Source organism: Enterococcus thailandicus (assembly GCF_001886265.1).
Taxonomy (GTDB): domain Bacteria; phylum Bacillota; class Bacilli; order Lactobacillales; family Enterococcaceae; genus Enterococcus_B; species Enterococcus_B thailandicus.
This window is the reverse complement of sequence record NZ_JXLE01000005.1, coordinates 67,137-92,017: the sequence shown is the minus strand read 5'-3', so window position 1 is coordinate 92,017 and position 24,881 is coordinate 67,137. Positions and strand designations below refer to the sequence as shown.

The following is a 24,881-nucleotide window of genomic DNA, read 5'->3' as shown; positions in this document are numbered from 1 at the left end:
TTTACACTTCATCCTTTCGAATAAACTTCAATGCGCCACTCGGACATGTTTGAATAACGCGACTACTTTCATCAGCACTTGCATTATCCGGCATGATCCACGGTCTGCGACCAACTTCAAAAACAGCTGCATTCCCGCGAACACAATTTCCACTGTGGATACAAATCTCTTTGTTATAAAAAATGTCTATCTTTTCACCCGAATATTTTCGATAACCAGCTTCAAACAATTCTTCTTCGGTTGAAAAATGTTCATTGTTCACCTGTTGCCCCATCATACCACCCCTAAAATAACTTGTGTTTTTGTACAATTCATTCTAACAATCTCTCTTCAAACCAGCAACTATTTATCCTCGCAAACAGGAGTAGTCAGATAAAGTATTCTTTTTTAATAAATCACACGTAACTACTCCGTCAGATTTTTGACTTGGAGTTCACTATAAATATAAATTGCTTATAGGAAACTTTGCGAATTTTTTTCTTCTATATTAATTAGTAGTTTGACAACTCATCATTCAAGAATGCAACACGATTTATTGCCCAGCTAAAATTCGTTCATTGATAAAAGAAAACACAACAGTCCAATAAGTCTTTGGCTCATTCAATACTGCCGCTAGATGCTCTGTATTTGGAACCAATAGTAATTCTTTTTCCCCCGCTGTTGCATTTTGCACAGTGTAAGCTGCTTCAACAGGCACAAAATAATCGTGTTCACCATGGATAATTAATAGTGGTAAATGATTACTACCTAGTTGGCGTGTAGCAGATGCTTGTTTCAAAGAATAACCAGCATATTTTTGGGCGTAAGAATTTGCATATCTCATAATCAACCACTTTGGAAATGAAGTTAACTTGCTTAGCATATAACGAAATTCTGCATAGACAGAAACATACCCGCTATCCAAGATAAAGCCTTTCACAGAAGAAGGCAGCTTCTCACCACTAGCCATCATAATCGTCGAAGCGCCCATTGAACCGCCATGTAAAACAATCGAAGCATCCGGATATTCTTTCATCAGTTGCTTAATCCAAGCAATCAAATCCAGACGATCCAACCAGCCCATTCCGATGATTTCTCCTTCACTTTCGCCATGGGCACGTAAATCTGGAATCAAAACATTAAACCCTTGTTCTGCATATTTTTTCCCAACAAAAGACATGTCACGCTTGCCCGTGCTTCGGTAATCATGGATACAAATCACCCAATTTTTTTGTCTTCGATCTGTAACAAACCATTTTCCCGTTAGTTTTAATCCATCGTGACTTTTGATTGTTTCTGTTACACCTGTTTGCCAAAAAGATTCTGCCGCTTCTTCTAGCTGTTGTCGTTTTGCTTCGACAATTTCAGTCGCTGCAGGATCCATTAAGAGGTGTCCTGTTGTTTCATACCAGTTATGACCTCGTTGTACACCAACCGTAATCAACTTTTTTGCATAAGAATAAGAAATAACATTAAAAATAATAGCAAGAATCACGATTACTAAAATAAAATACAACATAATAATCAATTAATCACCTCCACCACTCAGCTATCCTTGATTTTTCACTATGCAATCAATTAACCAAGACTGATTTTTTCTTTTAAAAAAATTCAAGTAAACTACATTTTTATTGTACCATTCTAATAAATAAAACTGTTGAATTTTTAAATACTTAACTTAAAAAAAGAGTGAAACAAAAGCAATAATCGCTAATCCGCCTTGTGTAATAATAATTTTTTTATCACTCGTTATGCTTCCATACAAAGCCACTAAAATAATATAGACTAGCAAAACCTTTGCTAGCTCACTACCTGCGGAAGAAACATATGTCGCATAAAGCAATCCCACTCCAATCAATCCATTGTAAATTCCTTGATTCTTGAATAAAACATTTACTGACGGACGTGCTAATTCTTCTTTTGATAAATGAAACACTCGTCCAGTGGTTGCTGATGTCGTTGCGAACGTCTCTAAATACATAATATAAAAAAATTCGATTGCTACTAATGTGATGATGATCGTTGAAAAAAGATGCATGTTGTTCCTCTCCTTAGCTACTTATTGATGCTATTTATCATATAAAAATTCGACCAGCTTGTAAAACAATTAACTACCTAGTATTTTATGGACAAAAAAAGACGTGGGGCAAGCCCCACGTCTAAAAATAGTTAATTAATAAAAATTATTTATTTTTCAAGTTGTAGAAAGATTTCAAACCTTTGTATTCTGCAACTTCACCAAGTTGGTCTTCGATACGTAATAATTGATTGTATTTAGCAATACGGTCAGCTTTACCTGTGATTTTTTTCTTCTATTATATAAAGAATATTATCACTTCAGCACTGGTGCAACAATCCCTTCAAAATAGAAAGTGGGTAGTATTGCTAACTAGGTGTAAATTTCTTTTTAGAAATACTTGTCTATTTAACTAAAATGAGTTTACACTACTCCTCATACCATTTTTTCATCTCAGATATTCGTTTTTGTTGCTCCTCCACTATCCATCCATCAAAGGTTAATTCCCAGATTACATCCCCAATAAGCGCTACATTTTCTTGATATCCTTCAACAGGGTAACTCAATAGTTCAATGAGTGGAATAAAATCTATTGCATACATATCATCATTTTCATCTATGAGAGAAATATGCCAATAAACGTTAGATTCTTCAAAGTCATCTATTTCCTTACTGATAATTAACTTACACTTATCAATACCGACATCAGATTCATTTGCTGATTCAATAACTTTTTTAAAAGCAACTACTCGTTCAGCAATCCTCTCTATTGAAAAATCTTCCAGATATTGTTCTTTAAGATATTTAATTATTTGATTATTTAACTCTCCTACTAATGACTTATACAATTTAGTACCAATAGACTCCATTAATTTCCTCCTATAGCAACATCAGGGACTTTTTCAACAAACCAATTGGGTTTTAACAAAATTTGTTCAAAATATATTTTGGTATAGAGTATTGGTCTGACTTCATTTGGATAATCATATCTTTTAATTTCTTCGTAATTGTTGAATTTCAGTAAAAAGATCTGCTCGATGTTAGCGATAATCAAATCAACATGAGAGTATTTGTAATTTTCCCAAACAGCTTCTTTTTTGGAAATATATGCTCTTCTAACTCCACAACAAATCAGGGCATATATCTGTGCTGGAATAAGATTTCCTAGCAGTCGATTAAAAAGATTAAATAATTTGTCCCTGTCATTTTCGTGCTGGTATAAAAAATCAAATTTATCCATTTGATATTCCGTCAATCTAATCAATTCATTAACTACAATATATCGCCAAATATCATTTTTTTCCTGGTCATCCATTGGTACAGTATTCGTTAAGTACTTCAAAGAATTAAATAGATAATACTCGTCCTCCATCGCTAAGTTAAGCTTATATTTCACCCTGTCAGAATAAAAACTATTTGGAAACTGATCATCTATAGGAAAGGACGATAGATCACTGCTAGCAGATACGCCAATAATCCCTTTCGCTATCAGACGTTCAAGTTCCATTCTCATATCAAAAAAGGCAGAATCCTCTATTTCTGAATATTGTTTACTTGGTCCAATCTCCTCTTCACAAGAATTTGTAAATGTATATTGCAATAATGTCGCCAGAGCTAGCCTATCCTTCAAACAACAGGATTCTAAACTTACTTTTGTTTCCAAAGAGTATGCTTGCTTTATTTTCATTCGGTAACTATCCTGACAGTTTCTACACATGCATCCAACCATGTTACGGTGACCACATTCTGAACATTCAAACTTTTCTATGTCAATTGAAAAATGTTTAAAGTTTTCTCTGCTTGGCAAAGTTAAATATATTTTTTGTTCATCATATTTACACGTAGCCTTATTGGTTAGTTTGGGAAATTTTTTATACAGCTCACCACTTTTTATTCTCAGCTGATTTTCTTCAATAATCTTTTTAATTGTTTTTCCTGTAAAATAGTAGTCTTCCAAAATTTCACGCATTTTTATTTCTGAAATTTCTTTAAATTCATTTCCTCTTGTATCATAGTCAAAATAGTTTAAGATGCTTTTGTACTCCAGTTTAAGCAACCCCAATCATTTTTAATCTGATTAATAAATCAATTCATTACACTTCCTCTTGGTTCCAATACAAATAATTCAATCGGATTAAGCCGTCCTCCTGATTTGCAAGTTTAAAGATCTGAATTTTCTTCTCTAAAGGATCAAAGGTTCTAATAAATGTTGAAATTGTGTGCGGAACACTGTCCAACAGTATAAAAGAATAGTCTACAGAGCGAATCCTTTCAAAAGTATATTTTTCTCCTTTTTCATAGGCATCAATATATTCAACACTTTTTACATATTTAGCTAGTTGATTAACAAAAGCTTTTGCATGCTTGTTTCCAACTACCAATATTGATATTTCAGCAGCCCATTTTTGTACTTTCTCATTAGCAAATGGATGATTTATCTCTTTTCCTGCCCTTAAATCAGTTTTCTCTTTTTGGTTTTTCTTGCTTGAGTTAGTTTTTTCAACAATCGGGTAACAATATCCTAATGAGACAAAGTCAGGATTTTCCAATTTCCGAAATACTTGGATTGCCATGCCATCTATTAATAAATCTTTTCTTTTAAATCCTTTATGGACACTAATTGATAACATAATTTCATTGTTGATATCATGAAAATACAATGCATCGCCTTTTCTTACTTCCAAAAATCCGTATAGAACATCAGACTTATTATCACTAGGTTTCTGTGAATTATACTTAAATATCCATTGGTACTTCTCAAACAGCGTGTTCAATTGATTAAAGCTTCGAAAAGTACGACTATCTAATTGTTGGATTAGTTTTGGAATAACATCTTGTGCATTAGTACTTTTCAATCTATGAATACTTTTTTGTAATTTATTATAACTAGCTTGCAGAAAATCTTTTTCCTTTTGCAATTTTTCAAATTGTCGATCTTTCCGAGTAACTATCTTCTGATACTCAATTTTGCTGTTTTTTAAGTCAGATAATTCTTTCTCAATATTTCTAACTTTTTTATTGAAATTTTGTTCACGATTTTGAACCTTACTTACATATTTACTGGCCTTTATCCGCTCATGTATTAAAAATAGTATTGCTTCATTTCTTAATTCAAGTTCCTTGATAGAATCATTATCACGATCCCAACCTGCAGCTTGCAATTCTTCCAATAATTGAGTTGCTTCTTCCAGCTCATGTCTAGCTTATTTTCTAATATCATCAGCTTCTTTTAACACATCATTCATACGTTCAGAAGAAGCTTTTTCGAGTTCCTTTAAGTTAGATTTTGCAATTCTACATTTTTTCCTCTCGATTGCTGTCTCCTTTTTACAATTGTTGAGTTCGCGCTTTAACTTAGAAATTTGATTATTAAGTCTAACTATCTCATCTTGCTTAGATTGGTCTAAAATCTTCTTAGTATCTTTCTTGATTGAATCAGAGGATCCTTTTGAACCTTCTGACTTTGACCTATTTTTTTCCTTCGCTCTCATCCGCTCCAGCAACTTATCACGCTGCTTATCTTGATTCTCTTTATTGGTATTTTCAACTTTTTTGATATGACTCGGTTTAATATCGTATCTCTTCACTGATTGATCACCACTTTCAAATAGTAAATGATTGAATAGTTAATTCATTCTCTTCCCAAGGATAGCCAATCGCATTCATATAAAAGACAACTCCCTCTTTTTCAAAACTATCAACTAAATGTTGATGACCACAGATCCATCGTTTCGCTTTAAAATCATTTACTGAAGAAACGTAACATTCATTAAATGGAAATAAACTCTTTATAGGTTGAACTGGAGGGATATGACTAACCATGACATCAATATCAGCTAATGAAATATAGAAAGACAAATCTTGATCATGATATTCCTTCCAAACAGATGTAGAATTATCCCGACAAGAAAAAATAAATTGGCTGTCATTACTTTGATTTTTATAAAACTCAAAGCTCTTTGGTGAAGTTAAGTTGTACCATAATCTCGTCCCAGCAAATTTTACGTTATCAATTGTAATAACTTGATTCTGAAGAATATGAACATTATCAATTTCACTAAAATGATTCTGTATTTCTAACAAGCGATTCTCTGAGCAGTAATTATACTTTTTCCTTTGCGACTGTGATGTAAGATAATGATCATGGTTTCCAAAGACAACCAATACATGCCGATAATACAAGGCAAAAGTTTCAATCATCGTAATAGTTTGCAAGTTGTACTCCGAATAATCTCCTGCTAGGACTAATACTTGACCCTTGGAATTAGAAATAAAGTATTTCTCAATAAATACTTGGACTTGATCAGACTGCTTCTGCGGATTCTTTTTTAGCGAAACGTAATGACTTAAATGTAAATCAGATACATAATCAATTTGCATAGGTTTTACCATCATATCGAAAGTTTTAATCCAGCTTTATTGGGGATCCTTTTGGTAACCGTTTTAATTAATTCATCAGGAACCACAATGGCTAGTTTTTCCTTTCTACCTTTCTTACTGATATCTACTACTTCAATTTCTTACACTACTCATAACTCCAGTAAATATTTATGGCGAGTGAATAAACCAACTTCCTAATTCTTGGCATAAAAAAATGAGCCTTTTCGAGAAAATCATCCCCCCATTTTTCTGAAGACTATTAATACGAATTATTTTCTTTTTAGGTAAAATCATGCTAGCACATTTAAAGAATAATATAGATAACGATTATAGTAAATATAAATTTAACAAAAACCCATACAAAACAATAATCAAGTCAACGCTACGACTAGTTTAAATAACCAATTACCATTTATAAAATGTGGATTTTATAAATCTCCAGTAAAATAATAAAAACTCCTCCACTAGAATCGATATGTATATTATCCTGTTTAAATACAACTTACCTCTGACAATGAAGCCTCCAAATACCGATTATTAACCGATAAATGACCAAAATAAAAAGTGGTAGTTCCCTATTTGCTTTCTCACTAAAAGGAACTATCACTTTATCACTGTTTATTTTATGCTTCTTCAAATTAGCTTACTTCCACAATAGGACAAGCTACTTGATAATTTATTCTAATAACCAGTCAACGATATATTTAATCTCGATATCATTCTCTTGTTTCGTCTCTTGATAATAGCTGCTAACCAACATCTTCTTACAATTGTCATTAATTTTATTGAAAACTTTCGTTGCATCAATAGCCTCTGACAAATCAAAAACGCTCCTAATATATACAGTCTCATCTAGCCGTGTAGCGACAAATCCTATTTCTCTATTATCCAAATAGCCAACATCAACATGATAGCCTCGTCGCTTTAATTCCATATATACAATGCTTTCCATAGAACTAATGTTATCAGCAGCTTGTCCAAACGTACTTCTATTCAAACCAGAATCAACCATGAAATACTTGCTATTTGTTTTTAGATACTCATGATTCTCAATGTCATATTTCTTTACTTTATCAAACAGATAGCTTGTTTCCAAGAGATTTAGGTATCGTCTTACTGTAGGGACAGAAGTTACTACTCCTCTATCATTCAAAGTATTCGAGATTTTAGATGCATTCAAAAATGAGCCAATATTCGTTAACAAAAAACTGATAACACCTTTTAAGGATGCTGAATCTTTGATAAATGATTTATATACAACATCTCTTAAAACACTACTAGCAAATATTCCTTGAAGGGCTGTGTTTTTTGATTCGTCATGTGTTAGCAAGACTGCTGGCATCCCACCATACTTCTCAAATTCATCATAAACTTCATCGATGGGCCTTGAATCTGATGACATCTGTTTCACCTGTAAAAATTCTTTGAACGACAACGGATGAACTGTAATCTCACTACAGCCACCATCTAATTCTTCTGAAAGGATATCAGAATTTGAGCCAGCTATCATAACATCACAATCAGAAATGGCTTTTAGATCATTTATCACTTGTTGCCAACCAGTTACTAATTGTATTTCATCAAACAACCAGTAGATTCCATCTTGGATTTGAAGGTTCAATTTTTTTAAAGCCGTTCTTAACCTCTCTTGATTGTTGATAGATTGATAGTCATAACTTTCGAAATCCATATAGACAATATTCCTATCTGGTATCCCTTCATTGATCAAGTGTATTTTATATAGCTTCATTAAGGATGATTTTCCCGAACCACGAACTCCAGTCAAAATTTTGATGGCATCAGAATCTTTGAGCTGTATCATCTTATTTAAGTAGATAGGCCTTTCGAACACAATTCTCCACCTCAATGCTTCCTTGATTCTATTCAACAGATTTAAAGTTACGTTTAAATAATCATGAAACTACACTATTTATAAAGATAACTTTCAATTGCTGATAATCGTTGAACTCATTCAATCTTGGATAAATAACGATAAATTGTTGTACGTGATACATTCCATTTTTCAGCTATCGTTTTTATTGGTGTTCCGTTGTCAACAAGAGTTTTTAATAACTCTAAATCCTTTCCAGTTAGCTTTTCAGGTCGGCCGCCTACTCTTCCTCTCGCCCTGGCGGCAGCACGCCCAGCTTCGGACCTTTCCAAAATGAGATTTCGCTCAAACTCAGCAAATGCTGCGAAAAGGTGAAACATTAATTGCCCCGTAGAACTGGATTTATCCATCGTAATTGACTCTTGGAGACTATGAAAACTCACGCCTCGTTCATTCATTCTATTTACCAAAGTAATTAGATCTTCCATATTCCTACCTAATCTATCTAACCGCCAAACAACTATCTCATCTCCACTACGAGCAAAATCTATAGCAGATTCCAATCCAGGACGATGGCTTTTTGCTCCACTAATATGGTCTGTAAAAACTTTCTCACACCCAAATTTATTCAAACTATCAAGTTGTAAATCTAAATTCTGTAATCCAGTTGATACTCTAGCGTACCCTATTTTCATTATGTCATCTCCTCGATACCCCTAGTGTAACATAACTTGATTAAAAGAATATAACTGAACATAGATTTTGTTACGAGTTTATGAACACTTTTTCTATAAGAAATACTACTATTTAAACAAATTTTCTGGACACTCATTTTCACTGATATCAGCTTTGATGACCTAAATAACTCAATTCTATAGTACAGATCTTTTATATACCAATAAAAAAGGAAGTTCTTCAGAGAACTCCCCATTTATAGCTATATAAAAGCCAATAATAGATTAATCAGTATTTTTCCAAAACATTATTTTCTTTTTTTCGTCATAACCAACATTTTCTATACTATCTACAATAAAATTGCAATTTTCATTTTTACAAATACTATGGTGGATACCCTGTCTACGTAATTCTTCATATGCATCTCGATGGCTAGGGTAATTGCTCTCTAAATCGTCAATAACATCTATATATTTGTGATTCAGTATAAATCCATTTTCTTTACATTTCGGACAAATCATTTCAATTTCCAATATAAGTTACTCCCCTATCGAATCATTTTCAATTTTAAAATCTATGTTTAAGTCTAAATGGAGTTCATTAAAAAGGGCTTCTATATCACAAAATGCGGAAACTATATCCATGCAATCTCCATTTAGAAAATCGTCTCTTTTTTCTGAATAATATTCAGTAATGTTTTCCACGTTTATATGTTTAACGAAATCACAATGTCGTAAATCTTCTTGCCAAAAATAGGAAATTGCTTTACCACTTTTCCTTAATTGGTATTCCATTCGGTTGTGCTCAAAATCCGGATAAATTCTTTCATTATTATTAAAATCTACCAAACAGATGTTTAAATGATTAAACACTCTATCAATATTTTTTTTATGAAAGTCTTCGAACCAGAATAATTGCATTCTTTTCATTAATTGACTTCTCAACTCATGATCTAAAGGAAAATGAACTTTCTGTTCATCAAACTCAAAATAATACTTATTTTTATGTTGAATTATCTGATTTAAATTTATTTCATACTCAATCCAATCAATTGTAATTCCAAAACGATTATGCAAAATGAGTCTATATCTCCAATCATTTGTTGGATTTTCATTTATCTTAAATTCAGACTTCAATTCATCAATTTTTTGTTTTTCTGCATGGCTCAATTCTATACGATCATACTTGTAAAATTTCTTACGTTTTGCTTCTTTATCAATGAGCTTATATAGTGATTGCACTTTAGAATAGCAAAAATCTCTAATTTGTTCCTTTAATTCCTCAGCCGTCAGCTGTTCATGATCTATATCAGTAAGCTCAAGAAACTGTTCAATTTTTTCTGACGACAATTCATGCCATCTGTAATGAATCTTTGCACATAACAATTCAACATTAAATTTTTCAAGTTCATAATCAAGATCTTTAAATGTAAATGTCGATTTAAAAGCCTTTAGCCATAATTCCAATACATCCTGAGAAGGTGGTTCTGAACCAACATATACCTCCTCAAATGAAATAAGTTTCTCTAAATTTCTTTTAACCGTTTTAAATAACTCATTGAAATGGCGTTCTTTAAATTCCCAATAGGAGTATTTCATAGCTTCTTGCTTAGCTCCATTATACTCTACGTTACCAAAAAACTTGTCATAGTAATATCTACTTTTAGCGTACTTGTACCTCCCTTCATTCTTCACTGAATGTGAAAGAATACCGCTTGCAATAAGCCATCTCTTAGGAGTCATTTGCCAATCAGTATATCCCCTTATATCTTTATTCGCATATCTCTCTTTTTTTGTTCTTCCAATCATATAATCCCATATTAGAGCCGTTGCATCAGTATTATAGCTTTTTACATTATGAGATCCACTTCCATTATTTTGAATTAGTTTTTTTTGCTTATTTTTACTACCTAAGATAATACTTAAGTCTTTTCCAGTCGTTCCTGGCACCCGATAAACAAATTCATAATCCTGAATAATACGTTTTTCAATCTCAGACCATCGATAATTTCCATTTTTTTTGAAATAATTTCTATCTCCGACAGTTACATATTTTTTTCCTCTATCAATTTGATTTTTAAAATATGTCATTGTCATTCTTCTTCCATCTTTTGCCATAAACATCTCCTAACAGTTCTACGAAGTAACTAAATCAAAATCCCCCTAAAATTTAGATAACTATCCACATAAATATACTGCGTCTTTATACCTGTATTTATTTTTCGGGGGGGAAAATAATTATAGGTATAAAGGAGTAGTAAAAATGAGCAACTAATTAACTTAAATTTAGTTAACTACAATTTTTTCACTTCGCAAAACCTCTTTTTCACGTAAAAAACGACAGCATCTATTATACACAAAAAGTCCCTATTTTTCATTTTTAAGCCTACCTAAATTTCATACCCAAAAGTCTTTTCTAAAAAAAGTCTTTTCTAAAAAAAGTCTTTTTTTATTTTGCAAATTTAGAGTGCAACGCCCAGTTAATGCGAACCATATCAATAATTAGTATCAACAAGCTGTCCCCACTTTAGGGGGACAGCTTAATAAGTGTGGGGGATTTATCCCCCACATAAAAAGGCTGGTCGTTTTCTGACCAGCCCTATTTCACCATCGATAAGATGAAAAACTTTGCTTTAGGATTATAGATATTATTCTTTTAAATCTGCAAGATGCAGCTTTAACACTGCTGTATCCCCAAAAATGTTGGGCCACCTATCCCCATCTAACTAACAGACGTATCTAATCAATTGGATAAAAATAGCTTCTACATCTTTTTTAAACCATCATCCGTGTGTATTGAATGATAGGCAATCATTATCTTTCACCATCCAGGTAATGATTTATAAAATACTCATTTTACATAACAGATATCAAATGACAATATTCCTAGTTTTCAGTCAAAGTGTATCATGGTTCAATAACATCGATATTTTGAAGTTTTTGAACCACGCTACCTATAACATACTTGCCATCAACTCTGCCTGTTGCACAATCTTATCTACAGCCATCTTCTGCAAATCAGGTGTATAACCATACTTCTTCAACAATCTACGTACAGTCACTCGCATCTTGGCACGGGCACTTTCCCTAACCGACCAATCGACACTCATATTATTTTTGATTGCAACAGTCAGCTCGTGGGCGATTGCTTTTAAAGTATCATCCCCTAATACTTCTTTAGCCGTTTCGTGGTCTGCTAGTGCATCATAAAAGGCAATCTCATCTCTAAAAAGCCCCAAGTCCTCTCCACGCTGAACAGCCTCACTCATTTCCTTTGCCATTTGTATTAACTCTTCAATGACTTTCGATGTTTCAATGGTTCGCTTATTGTATTTATCAATGGAACCATTCAGCATTTCAGTGAACTTTTTAGACTGAACCAAATTCGTTCTTTGAATAGATTTCACTTTTCCACGTAACAAACGTTCCAATAATGTTACCGCAACATTCTTTTGTGGCAAAGCACGGACTTCAGCTAAAATTCATCCGATAAAATGGACAAATCAGGCTTTTCCAACCCAAGAGATTCATAAATATCAACAACACCTTCTGCAACTACCGATTTTGAGAGTAATTAGTTCATATGATAATCTAATACATTAGCCAGGAGTTTAGCATCGGAATAAACATCCACCTTTGCAGGACGTTTTGGTTGGCGTTCTGCCCACGTATTATATTTTTCATCAATGCGTTCTGAAACTTGCGAATAAATCAATTGAGTAGTTTTGGGATATGGATTTTCTTTGACTACTTTAACCAAGTTACTCACTCTCCCCAATACTATTCTTAGGAGTATCTTCCACAACCATGGTCAAATCAACTTGTTCAGTCAAAACATCACGATAGTCCACTCCAACAGTATTCATTAATTCAGGCATCGTCTTCTGACCATCGCCTTTTGTATAAAATTTCAATCCGCTGATTTTGACATTATCTACGCCGTCCTCAAATTCCATTTCAGCTTGGTGGTCTGTCATATACAGCAATAAGTCTTGTTTCCAAAGTTCGCTAACAAACCTCTCACCACTCATTCCTTTTGGCTCAATAAAGATTTGGAAGTAAAAGTCGCTATCTTCAAGGAACAGAATAAAGTCAGGTTGGAAGCCTTGCAAGTGCATTTCCACGGTTTCGCCTGCACGATTGATCCGTGAGCCATATTGGTGTAACTTAAGGTTCTCACTCTTAGCTGATTCACGGTGCATATTCTCATCCATACGGAATAAGTAGACCGCTTTATGATACTTCTGTGTCAACTCCGTCACATGAGCTTTAATCCGCTCTATCAGCTCATATTCCAATTTATTGACGATTGCACGGTCATAGACATAGAAGTCCTCAGCCATATCATAAACAGCTACTTTTTGAGTTGCTTCATTCAAGAGGTTCGCCGTGTCATATTCAGGAACGCGCTTGTTGTAATTTGTTAGGTATTCGCTAATTGGATAGCCAATAAATTTGTTTGTACCACGCTTCTTAACATAGCCAGACTTAAATTTCACTTCATACTCTTTCAAGAGGTCAATCGTGACCTTCAAAATTTCGTCTGGTGTAATATCGCTTGATTTGTATTCCTTGGGAACGTTTAAGAACAATTTCAACTTGCTTGCATTAAGCCAGTTTTCGCCATAGATAAAGTCTTTCATGGAATTAACCAACGGCAAATACTTTTTCAAATTATCAAACTGATAAAACTCTAAACGTTGAATGGCCTTCTTGATATAACGGTCGTCAAATTTAGCAATACTGATTGTTTTAGTCTCAGTCAAAGCAACGGTTGCTTGATAAGATACCTCACGGCTACCATAATTCAGACTTCTGGAAATATCGGTCTTGTGATTGATACCGTATTTTTCAATGGAATCAAACCACTCGTCTGCCACATCCTCAGCTTCGTTGTAGTAGATTTTCCCTGTTTTATAAGTCTCCGTCCGTTTGAAAGCGGGTTTAACCTTGATTTCAACGGGTGGATTCTTTTTATCTTGACCTGTTGGCAAGTCCATTTGTTTCAATGAGCCGACAAGCTGTTTCAGGTATTGTGGCTCATTCATAGTGTGATAGTGCAAGGTCTCAAGGAAGAGCTGTTTGTTTGAACTATCGCCATCATAACGGCGGTGATAGCTTTTCACACCATCCAATTCAAACGGATAATAACGAGCACCACGCCCAATGAGTTGCGCTTCGACCATTGTGGCATTTTTGTTTGTCGCAGCTTCCTGTTCAATCCGCACAATATCATAGAGATTGAGAACGTCCCAGCCTTCGGTCAGTTTCGCAACCGCAAAAACAACACGATAGAGGTTATTTGGACTTTCAAGCGTGTTCAAAGCTTCATACTGCCCCTTTTCAAGCATGTTTCCGCTTGTGTCATTGGCGTTTAGCACGTTCCGAGGGTCGAAGTCTTGCTTAATCTCACGAACGATTTTGGCGAGGTCATCTTCATTCTTGAGATAGAAGTTATAGGCAAGCTCCAAAGCTGAACTGTCATTGCTGTCTAAAACTTGTTGACGCTTGATGAAGGCTAACAGATCCGCCACATTCAAATTTTTAATCAGCTCATTAAAGACCTTGTTGGCTTCCATTGAGACCGCAACTTTTGCAGACTTGAACATAATCACGGGCTTAAATGTACCAGTGACACCCTCAGAATAGGCACGATATTTCCTAAATTGAGAAAGCAAGACCACGTTTAGCATTTTATCTTGGTCGCTTGCGGACGTTTCAATCCGCTTTACTTGCTTAGAGTAGCCATCAAACATGAATTGATTTAAGGGATAACGGTAGACCACTTTATCCCGATACTTGTTGTAGATGACTTCCTTGTCAAAGTCTACGGTAGCCGTAAATTCTAGGAGTAGGTTCTTGTGTTCCTTGTCATCGCGGGCCCGTAAGATTTTGTTAATCGCTGACTCCCATGTGTTTTCAGCTTCTTTTTCAGACTTGGTACTTGCAGAATAATGGTGGGCTTCATCCGCCAATACTGCCACAGGTTGATTCTCATAGTCCGCAAGACCCATGGTGTTTTCTTTCAAGACAAATAGGTCATCAGATACCTTTTGAACCGAAGACAACTTGATGTAAATGGTGTTGTCTTGTTGAATCCGTGGGAAGCGTTCGACCTGCTTAATGAAAATGTTTTTGCCATCTATCTCAATCTTGTTTTGGAACAGATACTTTTCACTGTTCTCATTAACCAAGTTATCCTTGGTTTTCATCAAGACCGAGTTGGTATTGACGGTAAACAAGAAATTCTGATAGCCGTGTTCTTGATAGAGGTAGAGTATGAGTCCAGCTATTAAGTCGGTTTTCCCTGAACCAGTTGCCATGTTGAAAAGAACATGTTGAGGGTTCGGTTTAATCTCTGTTTGTGTATAGTGATAATTTCGGATAGCTTTATCCTGATAGGCACGCAACGTATGAATCAAGTTCCCGTTAATATACTCTGGGATTTCATAACTTTGGTGCTGACTGAACAAATCCTTTTCAGCTTGCTCTGCCTGATCCACAAGAGGAAATTGACGAGCGTTAGCAGGTGTTTTCTTTGCTTTTGCCATGCTAGTCACCACCCTCATAGAAATTCTTGTTGAAGGTGTATTCCTCATCAGAAATCATGTCTCGGACGTTGTTATCATCAATTTCTGAATAGTTGTAGTAAAGCCCATTCTTATCCAGCAGTTTCACAAGCAGACGTTTGTTTTCATCAAAGCCTTGTAACCAATCAATCTTGGATAGGTCAGCACGGAAGGAAATGTCAGCAGGTTCATCCGTGTCATTACCTGAGAGCATACGGGCATAGACTGACTTCAATCCTTCAAGGTCTTTAGCGTGGATAACGTCTTGCAAGTAGCCCATGTTTTTAGGGAACAATTCAGCATAGACAAATGAACCGCCACCTTGCCAGTTGACGTCTGAACTTAGTCCATTCTGGTCTGACCCATCTATTACATTTTTCAATCGTTCTATCTCTAAAGAAACTTGAGATTCCATCTGCTCTATACTGATAAAATTTCTTCCAAGTTTCAAAGTTGCTGCGGCAGTTGAACCAGAACCGCCAAAGAAATCTAATACGAGATCATTAGGTTCAGTTGCCATTTCAATAATCTTACCAAGTAATCGTTCAGGTTTCTTGCCATTTGGAAATTCAACTTGTCCCTCTTTATTGACATTTTTAGTTTCACCGACGAAGTTCCAGAATGTTCCAAGTGCATCTCGCTTATATAACGTGCCATCAATTTCTTCAGATACGTCTTTTAGCCAAGCAAAAAGTCTAAAAGTATTTCCTTTGTAAAATTGTTGATATTCAACTCCTTTATTTTTACCTGTTCTTGGAACATAACGAATTGACATTAAGTCATTTTCACCTAAACCAAGCTCTTGCCACTTTTCCATCACACGTGGTCGGATAGAGCTTTGAGGCATTGCTGTTTGAAAAGCAAATTTCCCGTATTTGTCGTAAGCTTGTTCCTCTGTTAGACTCTCCTCTTTCATAAGAGAGCTGATAGACTTAATTACTGGATTCTCTTGTTTGTATAATTTAATTTCGTTTCCAGCACCATCAATTGTTGAGCCAACATATTTTTCTGTACCTGAATCTACGAGAATACTAGTGTATTTCCAACTCACACCTTCTTCACGCATCTCCTGAACCAAATTTGAAATTTTCTTAAATTCGTAAACGGAATTAAATGGCCGTGATAACTCCCGGTTTTTAGAATAAATCGTTACATACTCAATGTTTTTCTTCAATCGCTTATCTTGACCACCACCAGAAGCACCAGCAATATTTTTGAATAACACAGAGATTGTATTAACATACTGATTTCTACCAAATATTGAATCCATCAATACTTTCAAATATGCTTGCTCTGAGTCGTCAGTCTGAATAAAGATATAACCATCATCAGTAAGTAACTCGCGGGCAATTTCAAGACGGTTTTTCATGAAGGTCAACCATGCAGAATGATTAAACCTATCGTTATACAGGAATGAATCTGAACCCGTGTTGTAAGGTGGGTCAATATAGATAAGTTTAATCTGACCAGTGTATTTTTCTCGTAAAGTATGCAACGCCAACAGATTATTTCCTTTGATAATCAGATTGTCTTTCTCCTTATCAAAAGAAACAATCCCATTATCTACCGCTGTGCTGTGCTGTGCTGTCTGATTATCGCCAAAGCGTTTGACATTGACAAATACTTTCTTGTCAAATAGACGGTCAATCTCGTCTTTCTCAATGACCTCGTTTAAGAAGGCGTCATCATAGCCGTCCTCATTATCTTCTTTAGTCATTGAAGCAGTCAAAACGCCATCCTTGAAAGGAAAGTCTAAGACAACATCTTGGCTATCTTGTAGGAATTTTCCTTTTGAAGCCAAGCCAACACGGTTTTCATACTTGGTGTAGCTCGTATCCCAATAGTCTTTATAGAGTACGGCTTCCTCAAGTTGCTCAATTTGAAAGAGCTTTTGCCCTGCCACTTCCTTAATGAAATGTTGCTTGATGAAATCCACCTCAAACAACTTGCTCAAAAGTGCTTCATCATAGTTTCGCAAATCATCCGTAAGTTTGGAACGGTTCAATTCTTCCCCGACAAAATACTTGTCGCCAAAAGATACCAAAGCTGTTTTCAACTCGTCAAAAATTTTCGGCTCAACCTTTGCCATCCTAGTCATCTCCTTAATAGTTCATCTCTTAAATTATAGCATTAAACATGCTTGCACCATATAGCGAGAGCCAAAAGAAATCCTCCCACCGACAACTATTCAGCGAGAGGATTTTTGGCGACAATTCAAATCATTTTGTGTCTCCGTTAGTCTCATGAGTTTTAGCTAATTGCAGTAAAATCAACGTTTCAAGCGATATAAAGTGTCACTTCTTTATTCCCAATAAATGGTTGCCAACTTTCAGGATCACTGGATGAACCTGTCATAACAATTTTGATCCGTCCTTTGTCATCATCATCTGAGTGCCAGTTAGAGCGTAACTTCGCGATTTCCTTATACAAATCAATCGCAATCCGTCTAGACATCGTAACAATCATTTGTATCCCCATCACATCTTTCCCTCTCTTAATAACCGTTCCAATGGTGTGACTTTTGTATTTTCCAAAATATCCGCATCGCTCAAGGAATTGAGATAGGTTTGCGTGGTCTTGATATTGGAGTGCCCTAATAAGCGACTAATTGTATAAAGATTGACACCACTCTTCAATAGTTTCTGTGCATAATAATGTCTTAAGCTATGACAGCTTCTTCGTTTGACTTCATCTCTGACCCCAATTCCATTTGCTGCATCTTTGACTATCTTCTCCAAAAGAACATTATTAGTTATTTTCTTGCCCGATTTATTGACGACAAGATAGTCATCTATTTCACGATAATTGCGCAAATTATTAAAGTAACCTCGTTTCGTTTTCTGGTATTTTTTGATGGACAATTGCAGATATTGCGAAATAGGAACAACCCGTTCTTTACGCCCTTTCCCCATTAATTGAAAGTAGGTTCCTTTGAAATTATCATTTGATAAGCAGCGGACTTCTTCGGCACGTAAACCACAATCAGCCATAATTTCTATGATTAATCGATTCCGCTGATTCACAAATCCTGTGTGATTGTAGAAGCTAATCATCGCTGCTACCTCTTGATCGTTAAAAGTATTGATTAAGCGTTTCTCTGATTTCAAATATTGAATGTCTAGCATAAAGTTACGATCAATATATTCTTCCGTAAAAAGGTACTTATAGAAGGTTCTGAGAGCTTTTAGAATCTGATTAATATAATTTGCACTGCGTTCTTCTTTCATCCATAAGATAAAGCTCTTTACATGAGGTTTCTTGATTTCTTCCAACTTATCTAGTTCGAACTCTGAAAATATGTAACTACTAAAAACTCGTATTTGGGATCGATACGTTTCAATCGTCCTTTTAGACAAATTTCTTACCCGACAATCCAACAAAAATTCTTCTACGCCTTCTTGAAATAGCATTTTTTACGCCCCTTTTCTTAAGAAAAACAGAAGAAAGTTAAATCACCAGGTATGACGAATTAGACGCTTTTTGTACTTAGCAATACTTGAAAAACGGCAGTACGCAAAAATTGGTATACCTCATAAATAACCTAACTGCATAAGAAAAAGCCTGCAAGGATTTCTCCTCACAGGCTTTTCCAATCAAGTAAACAAGCGTGTTTGCTTATTTATTTTTCAAGTTGTAGAAAGAGTTAACGCCTTTGTATTCAGCAACGTCACCCAATTGGTCTTCAATGCGAAGTAATTGGTTGTATTTCGCGATACGGTCAGTACGTGAAAGAGAACCAGTTTTGATTTGGCCAGCATTTGTTGCAACAGCGATATCAGAGATTGTTGAATCTTCTGTTTCACCAGAACGGTGAGATACAACTGCAGTGTAGCCAGCTTCTTTAGCCATTTCAATAGCTTCAAAAGTTTCTGTCAAAGTACCGATTTGGTTAACTTTGATAAGGATTGAGTTAGCAATTCCTTTTTCGATACCTTCAGCTAATTTTTGAGTGTTTGTTACGAACAAGTCGTCACCAACTAATTGAACTTTGTCGCCTAATACGTCAGTTAATTTCTTGAATCCGTCCCAGTCGTTTTCGTCTAGGCCATCTTCGATTGAGATGATTGGGTATTTAGAAACTAATTCTTCGTAGAATTTGATCATTTCGTCAGTTGTTTTTTCGCCTTCGCCTGAGTCAGCTAAAACGTAAACACCTTTTTCTTTGTCATAGAATTCTGAAGAAGCAGCATCCATAGCAAGAACAACGTCTTTACCAGGTACATAGCCAGCTTTTTCGATAGCTTCGATAATAACTTCGAAACCTTCTTCGTTTGAACCAAGGTTAGGAGCAAATCCGCCTTCGTCACCAACTGAAGTTGCTAATCCGCGACCTTTTAAGATTGCAGCTAAAGCGTGGAATACTTCAGCACCCATACGTAGAGCTTCTTTAAATGTTGGAGCTCCTACAGGCATAATCATGAATTCTTGGAAGTCGATTGAGTTATCAGCATGTGATCCACCATTGATGATGTTCATCATTGGAGTTGGTAACACTTTTGTATTAAATCCGCCTAGGTAGTGGTATAAAGGTACTTCTAGGTAGTCAGCAGCTGCACGAGCAACAGCAATAGATACACCTAAAATAGCGTTCGCACCTAATTTACCTTTGTTAGGAGTTCCGTCTAAAGCGATCATAGCTTTGTCGATAGCCATTTGGTCACGTACATCGTAGCCAATGATTGCTTCAGCAATGATGTTGTTTACGTTGTCAACAGCTTTAGTAACACCTTTACCACCGTAACGAGCTTTGTCGCCATCACGTAATTCAACTGCTTCGTATTCACCAGTTGAAGCACCTGAAGGAACCATTCCACGGCCAAAAGCTCCGCTTTCTGTGTATACTTCTACTTCGATTGTTGGGTTACCGCGTGAGTCTAAGATCTCGCGAGCGTAAACATCAGTAATAATTGACATGTTTTGTCTCTCCTTTGAGTTTGTTTTTATCCTAAGGGATTTCCCTCATATACGATTTTAGTTAATTTTGTGATGAAGTGCAAACATTTATTGCTTTTTTTCACAAATTTTCAAAAATTATTTTACAGCGTCTAATAAAGATAAGAATGAATCAGCTTCTAAGCTAGCTCCGCCAACTAAAGCACCATCAACGTTTTCTTTAGCCATGTATTCAGCGATATTTTCTGGTTTAACAGAACCACCGTATTGGATACGTACAGCTTCTGAAACTTCTTTACCATATAATTTTTCAACTGTTTGACGAACAACGCCACAAATTTCATCAGCGATTTGTGCATCAGCAGATTTACCAGTACCGATTGCCCAGATTGGTTCATAAGCAATTACCATATTGCTTACTTGACCGTCTGTTAAGTCTTTAAGACCTTCAGTGATTTGACCTTCGATCCATTCAGCAGTTTTTCCTGCTTCATATGTTTCTAAAGTTTCACCACAACATAAGATAGGTGTCATGCCGTTTGCAAAAATTGCTTTTGCTTTTTTGTTGATATCTTCATCCGTTTCATGGAAGTATTCACGACGTTCTGAGTGACCAATGATGACATAATGAACACCAAGATCTGCTAATGCAGCTGGTGAAGTTTCACCAGTGAATGCACCTGAGTTTTCCCAGAAACAGTTTTGTGCAGAAATTTTTAGTTCAGTACCTTCAGCAGATGCCATTAATTCTTGTAAGAATAATGAAGGTGATCCGATAACAGAATCAACTACTTCATTTGAAGGGATTTTGTTTTTTACTGCTTCAGCAAATGCTTTTGCTTCTGATGCAGTTTTGTTCATTTTCCAGTTACCAGCGATGATTGGTTTACGCATGATGAACACACACTCCTTTTTCTTTTTCAAAACACAAGGCTAAGCGTACACTCTTTTCAAAGTGTACACCTAGATATAAGTGAATTATTTGTCGTTAATTGCTGCTAGACCAGGTAACTCTTTACCTTCTAACAATTCTAAACTTGCGCCCCCACCAGTTGAGATGTGAGTAAATTTGTCAGCAAAGCCAAGTTGTTCAGCTGCAGCTGCAGAATCCCCACCACCGATGATTGTAGTAGCATCTTCAAGGTTTGCGATTGCTTCACAAACTCCGATTGTACCATTAGCGAAGTTACTCATTTCGAACACACCCATTGGTCCGTTCCAAACAACAGTTTTCGCACCTTTTAATGTATCAGCAAATAATTTAACTGATGCAGGTCCGATATCTAAAGCCATCAATCCATCAGGAATGTCGCCTTCGATAACTTGAGTTTCTACGTCGTTTGAGAATTCTGGTGCACAAACGTTGTCGATTGGTAATACAAGTTTGTCGCCTGCTTTTTCAATCAATTCTTTTGCTAATTCGATTTTGTCAGATTCAACTAAAGAACTACCGATTTTAATTCCTTTTGCTGCGTAGAATGTATAAGTCATTCCGCCACCGATCAAGATTTTGTCAGCTTTTGGAATCAAGTTTTCGATAACGCCGATTTTGTCAGAAACTTTAGCGCCACCAAGGATTGCGATCATTGGGCGTTTTGGTTCTTCAACAGCTTCACCGATAAATTTGATTTCTTTGTCCATTAAGAATCCAGCAACTGTTGGAATACCAGTTGAAGCGATTCCTACGTTAGAAGCATGTGCGCGGTGAGCTGTACCGAAAGCATCGTTTACAAAAACATCACCTAATGAAGCCCAATATTTACCTAATTCTGGGTCATTTTTGCTTTCTTTTTTACCATCAACATCTTCAAAACGAGTGTTTTCAAAAACAACAACTTCGCCGTCTTTCATGTTGCTGATTGCGTCTTCTAATTCTTTTCCACGAGTTTCAGGTACGAAAGTAACTTCTTTACCTAATAATTCGCCTAAACGTTTAGCAACTGGTGCTAAAGATTTACCTGCTTTATCTTCTTCAGCTTTCACACGTCCTAGATGAGAGAAAAGGATTGCTTTTCCGCCTTGTTCAAGCACGTAGTTGATTGTTGGCAAAGCAGCTTTGATACGTGTATCATCAGTGATCACGCCATCTTTCAAAGGAACATTAAAGTCAACACGGACAAGAACTTTTTTATCTTTTAAGTCGATATCTTTTACTGTTTTCTTAGCCATTTTGTTTCCTCCTAAATAAACTTGTTATCAAAAAAAGCGGAGAAGCGCGATTGCTTCCCCGCTTTTAAGTGTACTTGTTTAAATTTACACTCGTACGTGTTTCTTATAGTTTAGCGAAGTATTCTAAAGTACGTACTAATTGTGCAGTGTAAGACATTTCGTTGTCGTACCAAGCAACAGTTTTAACTAATTGTTGGTCGCCTACTGTCATTACTTTAGTTTGAGTTGCATCAAACAATGAACCGAAAGTCATACCTACGATATCTGAAGAAACGATTTCGTCAGTGTTGTATCCGTAAGATTCGTTTGCAGCTTCTTTCATAGCTTCGTTAACTTCGTCAACTGTTACTTTTTCGTTAAGAACAGTTACTAATTCAGTTAATGAACCAGTTGGAACAGGAACACGTTGAGCAGCTCCGTCTAATTTACCGTTCAATTCAGGGATAACTAAGCCGATAGCTTTAGCAGCACCTGTTGAGTTAGGAACGATGTTTGCAGCAGCAGCGCGTGCACGGCGGAAGTCACCTTTAGGGTGTGGTCCGTCTAGAGTCATTTGGTCACCTGTGTAAGCGTGGATAGTTGTCATTAATCCTTCAACAACACCAAATTTGTCGTTCAATGTTTTAGCCATAGGAGCTAAACAGTTAGTAGTACATGAAGCACCTGAGATAACTGTTTCTTTACCAGTTAATGTTTCGTGGTTAGTGTTATAAACGATTGTTGGAACATCGTCTCCACCAGGAGCAGAGATAACAACACGTTTAGCACCAGCTGTTAAATGTTTTTCAGCAGCTGCTTTAGAAGTGAAGAAACCAGTACATTCTAGAACGATGTCTACGCCTAGTTCGCCCCATGGTAATTCTTCAGGGTTACGGTTAGCTAAAACTTTAACTTCTTTACCGTTAACGTTGAAAGAACCTTCATGAACTTCAACTGTTCCGTTGAAACGTCCTTGAGTTGTGTCATATTTTAACAAGTGTGCTAACATTTTAGCATCTGTTAAGTCATTGATTGCTACTACTTCGATTCCATCTACATCTTGGATACGACGGAACGCTAGACGTCCGATACGTCCAAAACCATTAATACCTACTTTAACTGTCATTTAAGATTTCCTCCTTATGAAAATCAAAAAAATTTTTATTTTAAAGGGTTACCCCTTTTAAAATCTCATTTGCTGCGGCCTCATCTGTGATCAGCCACGTTTGTTTTGGTGCATTTTTCATATACGCTCGGATTGCTTTGGCTTTTGTTTTTCCACCAGCAATCGCAAGGATGATTGGTACCTGTGTTAAATCTTTCAGTTCGATGCCGATTCTTGGAACCTTGTAAACAACTTCTCCATTTTCGTTAAAGAAATAACCAAAGGATTCCGCTACAGCATTCGCCTGCTTCAACATGATTAACTCTTCTTCAGTCATTTTTCGGCGGGCTGCCATATGCAACGCACGTCCAATACTATGAATAACACAATTTGCCTGACTTATCAAGTTTAACACTTCTTGAATAGATGGTTCATTGAGTAAAGAATTGTAGGTAGCTAAACTTAGTTGCTCTGGAACATACAATGCCCGATGATCCCCATTTGTGTTAGCTGCCATTCTGGCACTAACTGAATTCGCTTGTACGGTAACCGCCTCACCAATTCCCCCTCTTGCAGGAACAAACAAGTTATGTCGTTTCTTGTTTTCCAAATTCGTCAACTGTTCAGCAACCACAGCCATTGTGGTTCCTCCCATTACGGCAATGATATTTTCACCTTCTGGAAGTAATAAGTTCAAGGATTCATTTAAAGCTTCACCAAAAGCATCTGTCACTTTTGATTGTGCGTCACTATTCCCCGAAACAACGATACAACGTTGATTGCCAAAATACTCAGCCAGTTTTTTTTCTGTCTGATGCATTCCTAAAAGCTGATCCATGAAGTTTTCAAGACTTTGATAAACTTCCTCACCTTTCGTGGTCAACGTCATGCCACTTTTTGACGTATCGATTAGTTGAAGATTTTTCAAAAGATCTGTTTCTGTTCGCAAAACTCGCTCTGTTATCCCCATACTTTCAGATAAGCTACGTCGACCAATCGGCTGCATCCAATAAATATTACGTAAAATTTTATAGCGTTCTTGAAGAACTTCGATAATATCTGGTGCAACGGACTCAATCATTTTCAATTCATCTAGCATAGCGATCTCCTTAGTTGGACGATAAACGTCCAATGTAGACTCAAAACGACCCATGTACGACAAAAAAATAAAATTGATTGTTTTACTTTCTTTTTTATGAAAAGGAAAACCTCAACCTCACATGCGTTAGTCTAACAGTTTCTTCCTAACTTTTCAACTAAAAAAGACTAGAAAAGTAAAATACTT

At 35.9% G+C, this 24,881-nt stretch carries 22 protein-coding genes and 2 pseudogenes; all 24 read right to left on the bottom strand.

Annotated elements, in window-relative coordinates; all coding sequences use genetic code 11:
- Window position 1 precedes the first annotated feature (1 nt).
- Window positions 2-277 carry a (4Fe-4S)-binding protein gene (locus tag RV17_RS04840; RefSeq protein ID WP_067483748.1) on the bottom strand — a complete coding sequence of 92 codons (276 nt, stop codon included), beginning with the start codon at window positions 275-277 and terminating at the stop codon, window positions 2-4.
- A 255-nt stretch (window positions 278-532) separates the two neighbouring features.
- On the bottom strand, window positions 533-1,504 hold the full coding sequence (locus tag RV17_RS04835; protein WP_071868709.1) for an alpha/beta hydrolase: 972 nt from the start codon (window positions 1,502-1,504) through the stop codon (window positions 533-535).
- A gap of 153 nt (window positions 1,505-1,657) precedes the next feature.
- Complete coding sequence (locus tag RV17_RS04830) at window positions 1,658-2,017, bottom strand: DUF1304 domain-containing protein (RefSeq protein WP_067483746.1); 360 nt, start codon at window positions 2,015-2,017, stop codon at window positions 1,658-1,660.
- 145 nt (window positions 2,018-2,162) lie between these two features.
- Window positions 2,163-2,273: pseudogene (locus RV17_RS04825) on the bottom strand (hypothetical protein); the annotation flags it as partial.
- A 151-nt stretch (window positions 2,274-2,424) separates the two neighbouring features.
- Window positions 2,425-2,865: a DUF6557 family protein gene (locus RV17_RS04820; RefSeq protein WP_071868683.1), complete on the bottom strand. Its 441-nt coding sequence runs from the start codon at window positions 2,863-2,865 to the stop codon at window positions 2,425-2,427.
- Window positions 2,865-4,052 (bottom strand): hypothetical protein, encoded by a 1,188-nt coding sequence (locus RV17_RS04815; RefSeq protein ID WP_143139927.1) that lies wholly within the window; start codon window positions 4,050-4,052, stop codon window positions 2,865-2,867. The genes RV17_RS04820 and RV17_RS04815 overlap by 1 nt, the downstream gene beginning before the upstream one ends.
- A 37-nt stretch (window positions 4,053-4,089) precedes the next feature.
- On the bottom strand, window positions 4,090-5,166 hold the full coding sequence (locus RV17_RS13235; RefSeq protein ID WP_071868681.1) for a hypothetical protein: 1,077 nt from the start codon (window positions 5,164-5,166) through the stop codon (window positions 4,090-4,092).
- Between the two features lie 33 nt (window positions 5,167-5,199).
- On the bottom strand, window positions 5,200-5,583 hold the full coding sequence (locus tag RV17_RS04805; RefSeq protein WP_071868680.1) for a hypothetical protein: 384 nt from the start codon (window positions 5,581-5,583) through the stop codon (window positions 5,200-5,202).
- Window positions 5,584-5,599: 16 nt separating this feature from the next.
- Window positions 5,600-6,376, bottom strand: coding sequence for a metallophosphoesterase family protein (locus RV17_RS04800; protein WP_249024346.1), 777 nt, complete (start codon window positions 6,374-6,376; stop codon window positions 5,600-5,602).
- Window positions 6,377-7,052: 676 nt separating this feature from the next.
- Window positions 7,053-8,198, bottom strand: coding sequence for an ATP-binding protein (locus tag RV17_RS04795; protein WP_249024347.1), 1,146 nt, complete (start codon window positions 8,196-8,198; stop codon window positions 7,053-7,055).
- A 146-nt stretch (window positions 8,199-8,344) separates the two neighbouring features.
- Window positions 8,345-8,902: a recombinase family protein gene (locus tag RV17_RS04790; RefSeq protein WP_071868677.1), complete on the bottom strand. Its 558-nt coding sequence runs from the start codon at window positions 8,900-8,902 to the stop codon at window positions 8,345-8,347.
- A gap of 264 nt (window positions 8,903-9,166) precedes the next feature.
- Entirely contained in the window at window positions 9,167-9,415 is a 249-nt protein-coding gene (locus tag RV17_RS04785; protein ID WP_071868676.1) for a hypothetical protein, read from the bottom strand.
- A gap of 6 nt (window positions 9,416-9,421) precedes the next feature.
- Entirely contained in the window at window positions 9,422-10,999 is a 1,578-nt protein-coding gene (locus RV17_RS04780; RefSeq protein WP_071868675.1) for a hypothetical protein, read from the bottom strand.
- A gap of 836 nt (window positions 11,000-11,835) precedes the next feature.
- Window positions 11,836-12,398, bottom strand: a pseudogene (locus RV17_RS04775) (DUF3387 domain-containing protein).
- 57 nt (window positions 12,399-12,455) lie between these two features.
- The gene (locus RV17_RS13115; RefSeq protein WP_083571966.1) at window positions 12,456-12,641 is read right to left on the bottom strand and encodes a hypothetical protein; all 186 of its coding nucleotides are present in this window, start codon (window positions 12,639-12,641) and stop codon (window positions 12,456-12,458) included.
- A 1-nt stretch (window position 12,642) separates the two neighbouring features.
- Window positions 12,643-15,432 carry a DEAD/DEAH box helicase family protein gene (locus RV17_RS04770; protein WP_071868674.1) on the bottom strand — a complete coding sequence of 930 codons (2,790 nt, stop codon included), beginning with the start codon at window positions 15,430-15,432 and terminating at the stop codon, window positions 12,643-12,645.
- A gap of 1 nt (window position 15,433) precedes the next feature.
- On the bottom strand, window positions 15,434-17,539 hold the full coding sequence (locus RV17_RS04765) for a DNA methyltransferase (RefSeq protein ID WP_071868673.1): 2,106 nt from the start codon (window positions 17,537-17,539) through the stop codon (window positions 15,434-15,436).
- Between the two features lie 188 nt (window positions 17,540-17,727).
- Window positions 17,728-17,928, bottom strand: a complete 201-nt coding sequence (locus RV17_RS04760) for a hypothetical protein (protein WP_071868672.1) — start codon at window positions 17,926-17,928, stop codon at window positions 17,728-17,730.
- Window positions 17,928-18,860 (bottom strand): tyrosine-type recombinase/integrase, encoded by a 933-nt coding sequence (locus tag RV17_RS04755; protein WP_071868671.1) that lies wholly within the window; start codon window positions 18,858-18,860, stop codon window positions 17,928-17,930. Before RV17_RS04755 ends, RV17_RS04760 begins: the two co-directional genes overlap by 1 nt.
- A 205-nt stretch (window positions 18,861-19,065) precedes the next feature.
- Window positions 19,066-20,364 (bottom strand): phosphopyruvate hydratase, encoded by a 1,299-nt coding sequence (eno, locus tag RV17_RS04750; protein ID WP_071868670.1) that lies wholly within the window; start codon window positions 20,362-20,364, stop codon window positions 19,066-19,068.
- 117 nt (window positions 20,365-20,481) lie between these two features.
- A complete protein-coding gene (tpiA, locus tag RV17_RS04745; RefSeq protein WP_071868669.1) occupies window positions 20,482-21,237 on the bottom strand; it encodes a triose-phosphate isomerase in 756 nt (251 codons plus the stop codon).
- 84 nt (window positions 21,238-21,321) lie between these two features.
- The gene (locus RV17_RS04740; protein WP_067483742.1) at window positions 21,322-22,512 is read right to left on the bottom strand and encodes a phosphoglycerate kinase; all 1,191 of its coding nucleotides are present in this window, start codon (window positions 22,510-22,512) and stop codon (window positions 21,322-21,324) included.
- A 103-nt stretch (window positions 22,513-22,615) separates the two neighbouring features.
- Window positions 22,616-23,617, bottom strand: a complete 1,002-nt coding sequence (gene gap / locus RV17_RS04735) for a type I glyceraldehyde-3-phosphate dehydrogenase (protein ID WP_067483741.1) — start codon at window positions 23,615-23,617, stop codon at window positions 22,616-22,618.
- Window positions 23,618-23,657: 40 nt separating this feature from the next.
- Window positions 23,658-24,749 carry a sugar-binding transcriptional regulator gene (locus tag RV17_RS04730; RefSeq protein WP_176694879.1) on the bottom strand — a complete coding sequence of 364 codons (1,092 nt, stop codon included), beginning with the start codon at window positions 24,747-24,749 and terminating at the stop codon, window positions 23,658-23,660.
- Window positions 24,750-24,881: the final 132 nt, after the last annotated feature.

Bases quoted from the DNA above. Each gene is read 5' to 3' on its own strand.
- RV17_RS04840 (WP_067483748.1), bottom strand. From the start codon at position 277: ATGATGGGGCAACAGGTGAACAATGAACATTTTTCAACCGAAGAAGAA.
- RV17_RS04830 (WP_067483746.1), bottom strand. From the start codon at position 2,017: ATGCATCTTTTTTCAACGATCATCATCACATTAGTAGCAATCGAATTT.
- RV17_RS04820 (WP_071868683.1), bottom strand. From the start codon at position 2,865: ATGGAGTCTATTGGTACTAAATTGTATAAGTCATTAGTAGGAGAGTTA.
- RV17_RS04800 (WP_249024346.1), bottom strand. From the start codon at position 6,376: ATGCAAATTGATTATGTATCTGATTTACATTTAAGTCATTACGTTTCG.
- RV17_RS04795 (WP_249024347.1), bottom strand. From the start codon at position 8,198: ATGATACAGCTCAAAGATTCTGATGCCATCAAAATTTTGACTGGAGTT.
- RV17_RS04790 (WP_071868677.1), bottom strand. From the start codon at position 8,902: ATGAAAATAGGGTACGCTAGAGTATCAACTGGATTACAGAATTTAGAT.
- RV17_RS04780 (WP_071868675.1), bottom strand. From the start codon at position 10,999: ATGGCAAAAGATGGAAGAAGAATGACAATGACATATTTTAAAAATCAA.
- RV17_RS04770 (WP_071868674.1), bottom strand. From the start codon at position 15,432: ATGGCAAAAGCAAAGAAAACACCTGCTAACGCTCGTCAATTTCCTCTT.
- RV17_RS04765 (WP_071868673.1), bottom strand. From the start codon at position 17,539: ATGGCAAAGGTTGAGCCGAAAATTTTTGACGAGTTGAAAACAGCTTTG.
- RV17_RS04760 (WP_071868672.1), bottom strand. From the start codon at position 17,928: ATGGGGATACAAATGATTGTTACGATGTCTAGACGGATTGCGATTGAT.
- RV17_RS04755 (WP_071868671.1), bottom strand. From the start codon at position 18,860: ATGCTATTTCAAGAAGGCGTAGAAGAATTTTTGTTGGATTGTCGGGTA.
- eno (WP_071868670.1), bottom strand. From the start codon at position 20,364: ATGTCAATTATTACTGATGTTTACGCTCGCGAGATCTTAGACTCACGC.
- tpiA (WP_071868669.1), bottom strand. From the start codon at position 21,237: ATGCGTAAACCAATCATCGCTGGTAACTGGAAAATGAACAAAACTGCA.
- RV17_RS04740 (WP_067483742.1), bottom strand. From the start codon at position 22,512: ATGGCTAAGAAAACAGTAAAAGATATCGACTTAAAAGATAAAAAAGTT.
- gap (WP_067483741.1), bottom strand. From the start codon at position 23,617: ATGACAGTTAAAGTAGGTATTAATGGTTTTGGACGTATCGGACGTCTA.
- RV17_RS04730 (WP_176694879.1), bottom strand. From the start codon at position 24,749: ATGGGTCGTTTTGAGTCTACATTGGACGTTTATCGTCCAACTAAGGAG.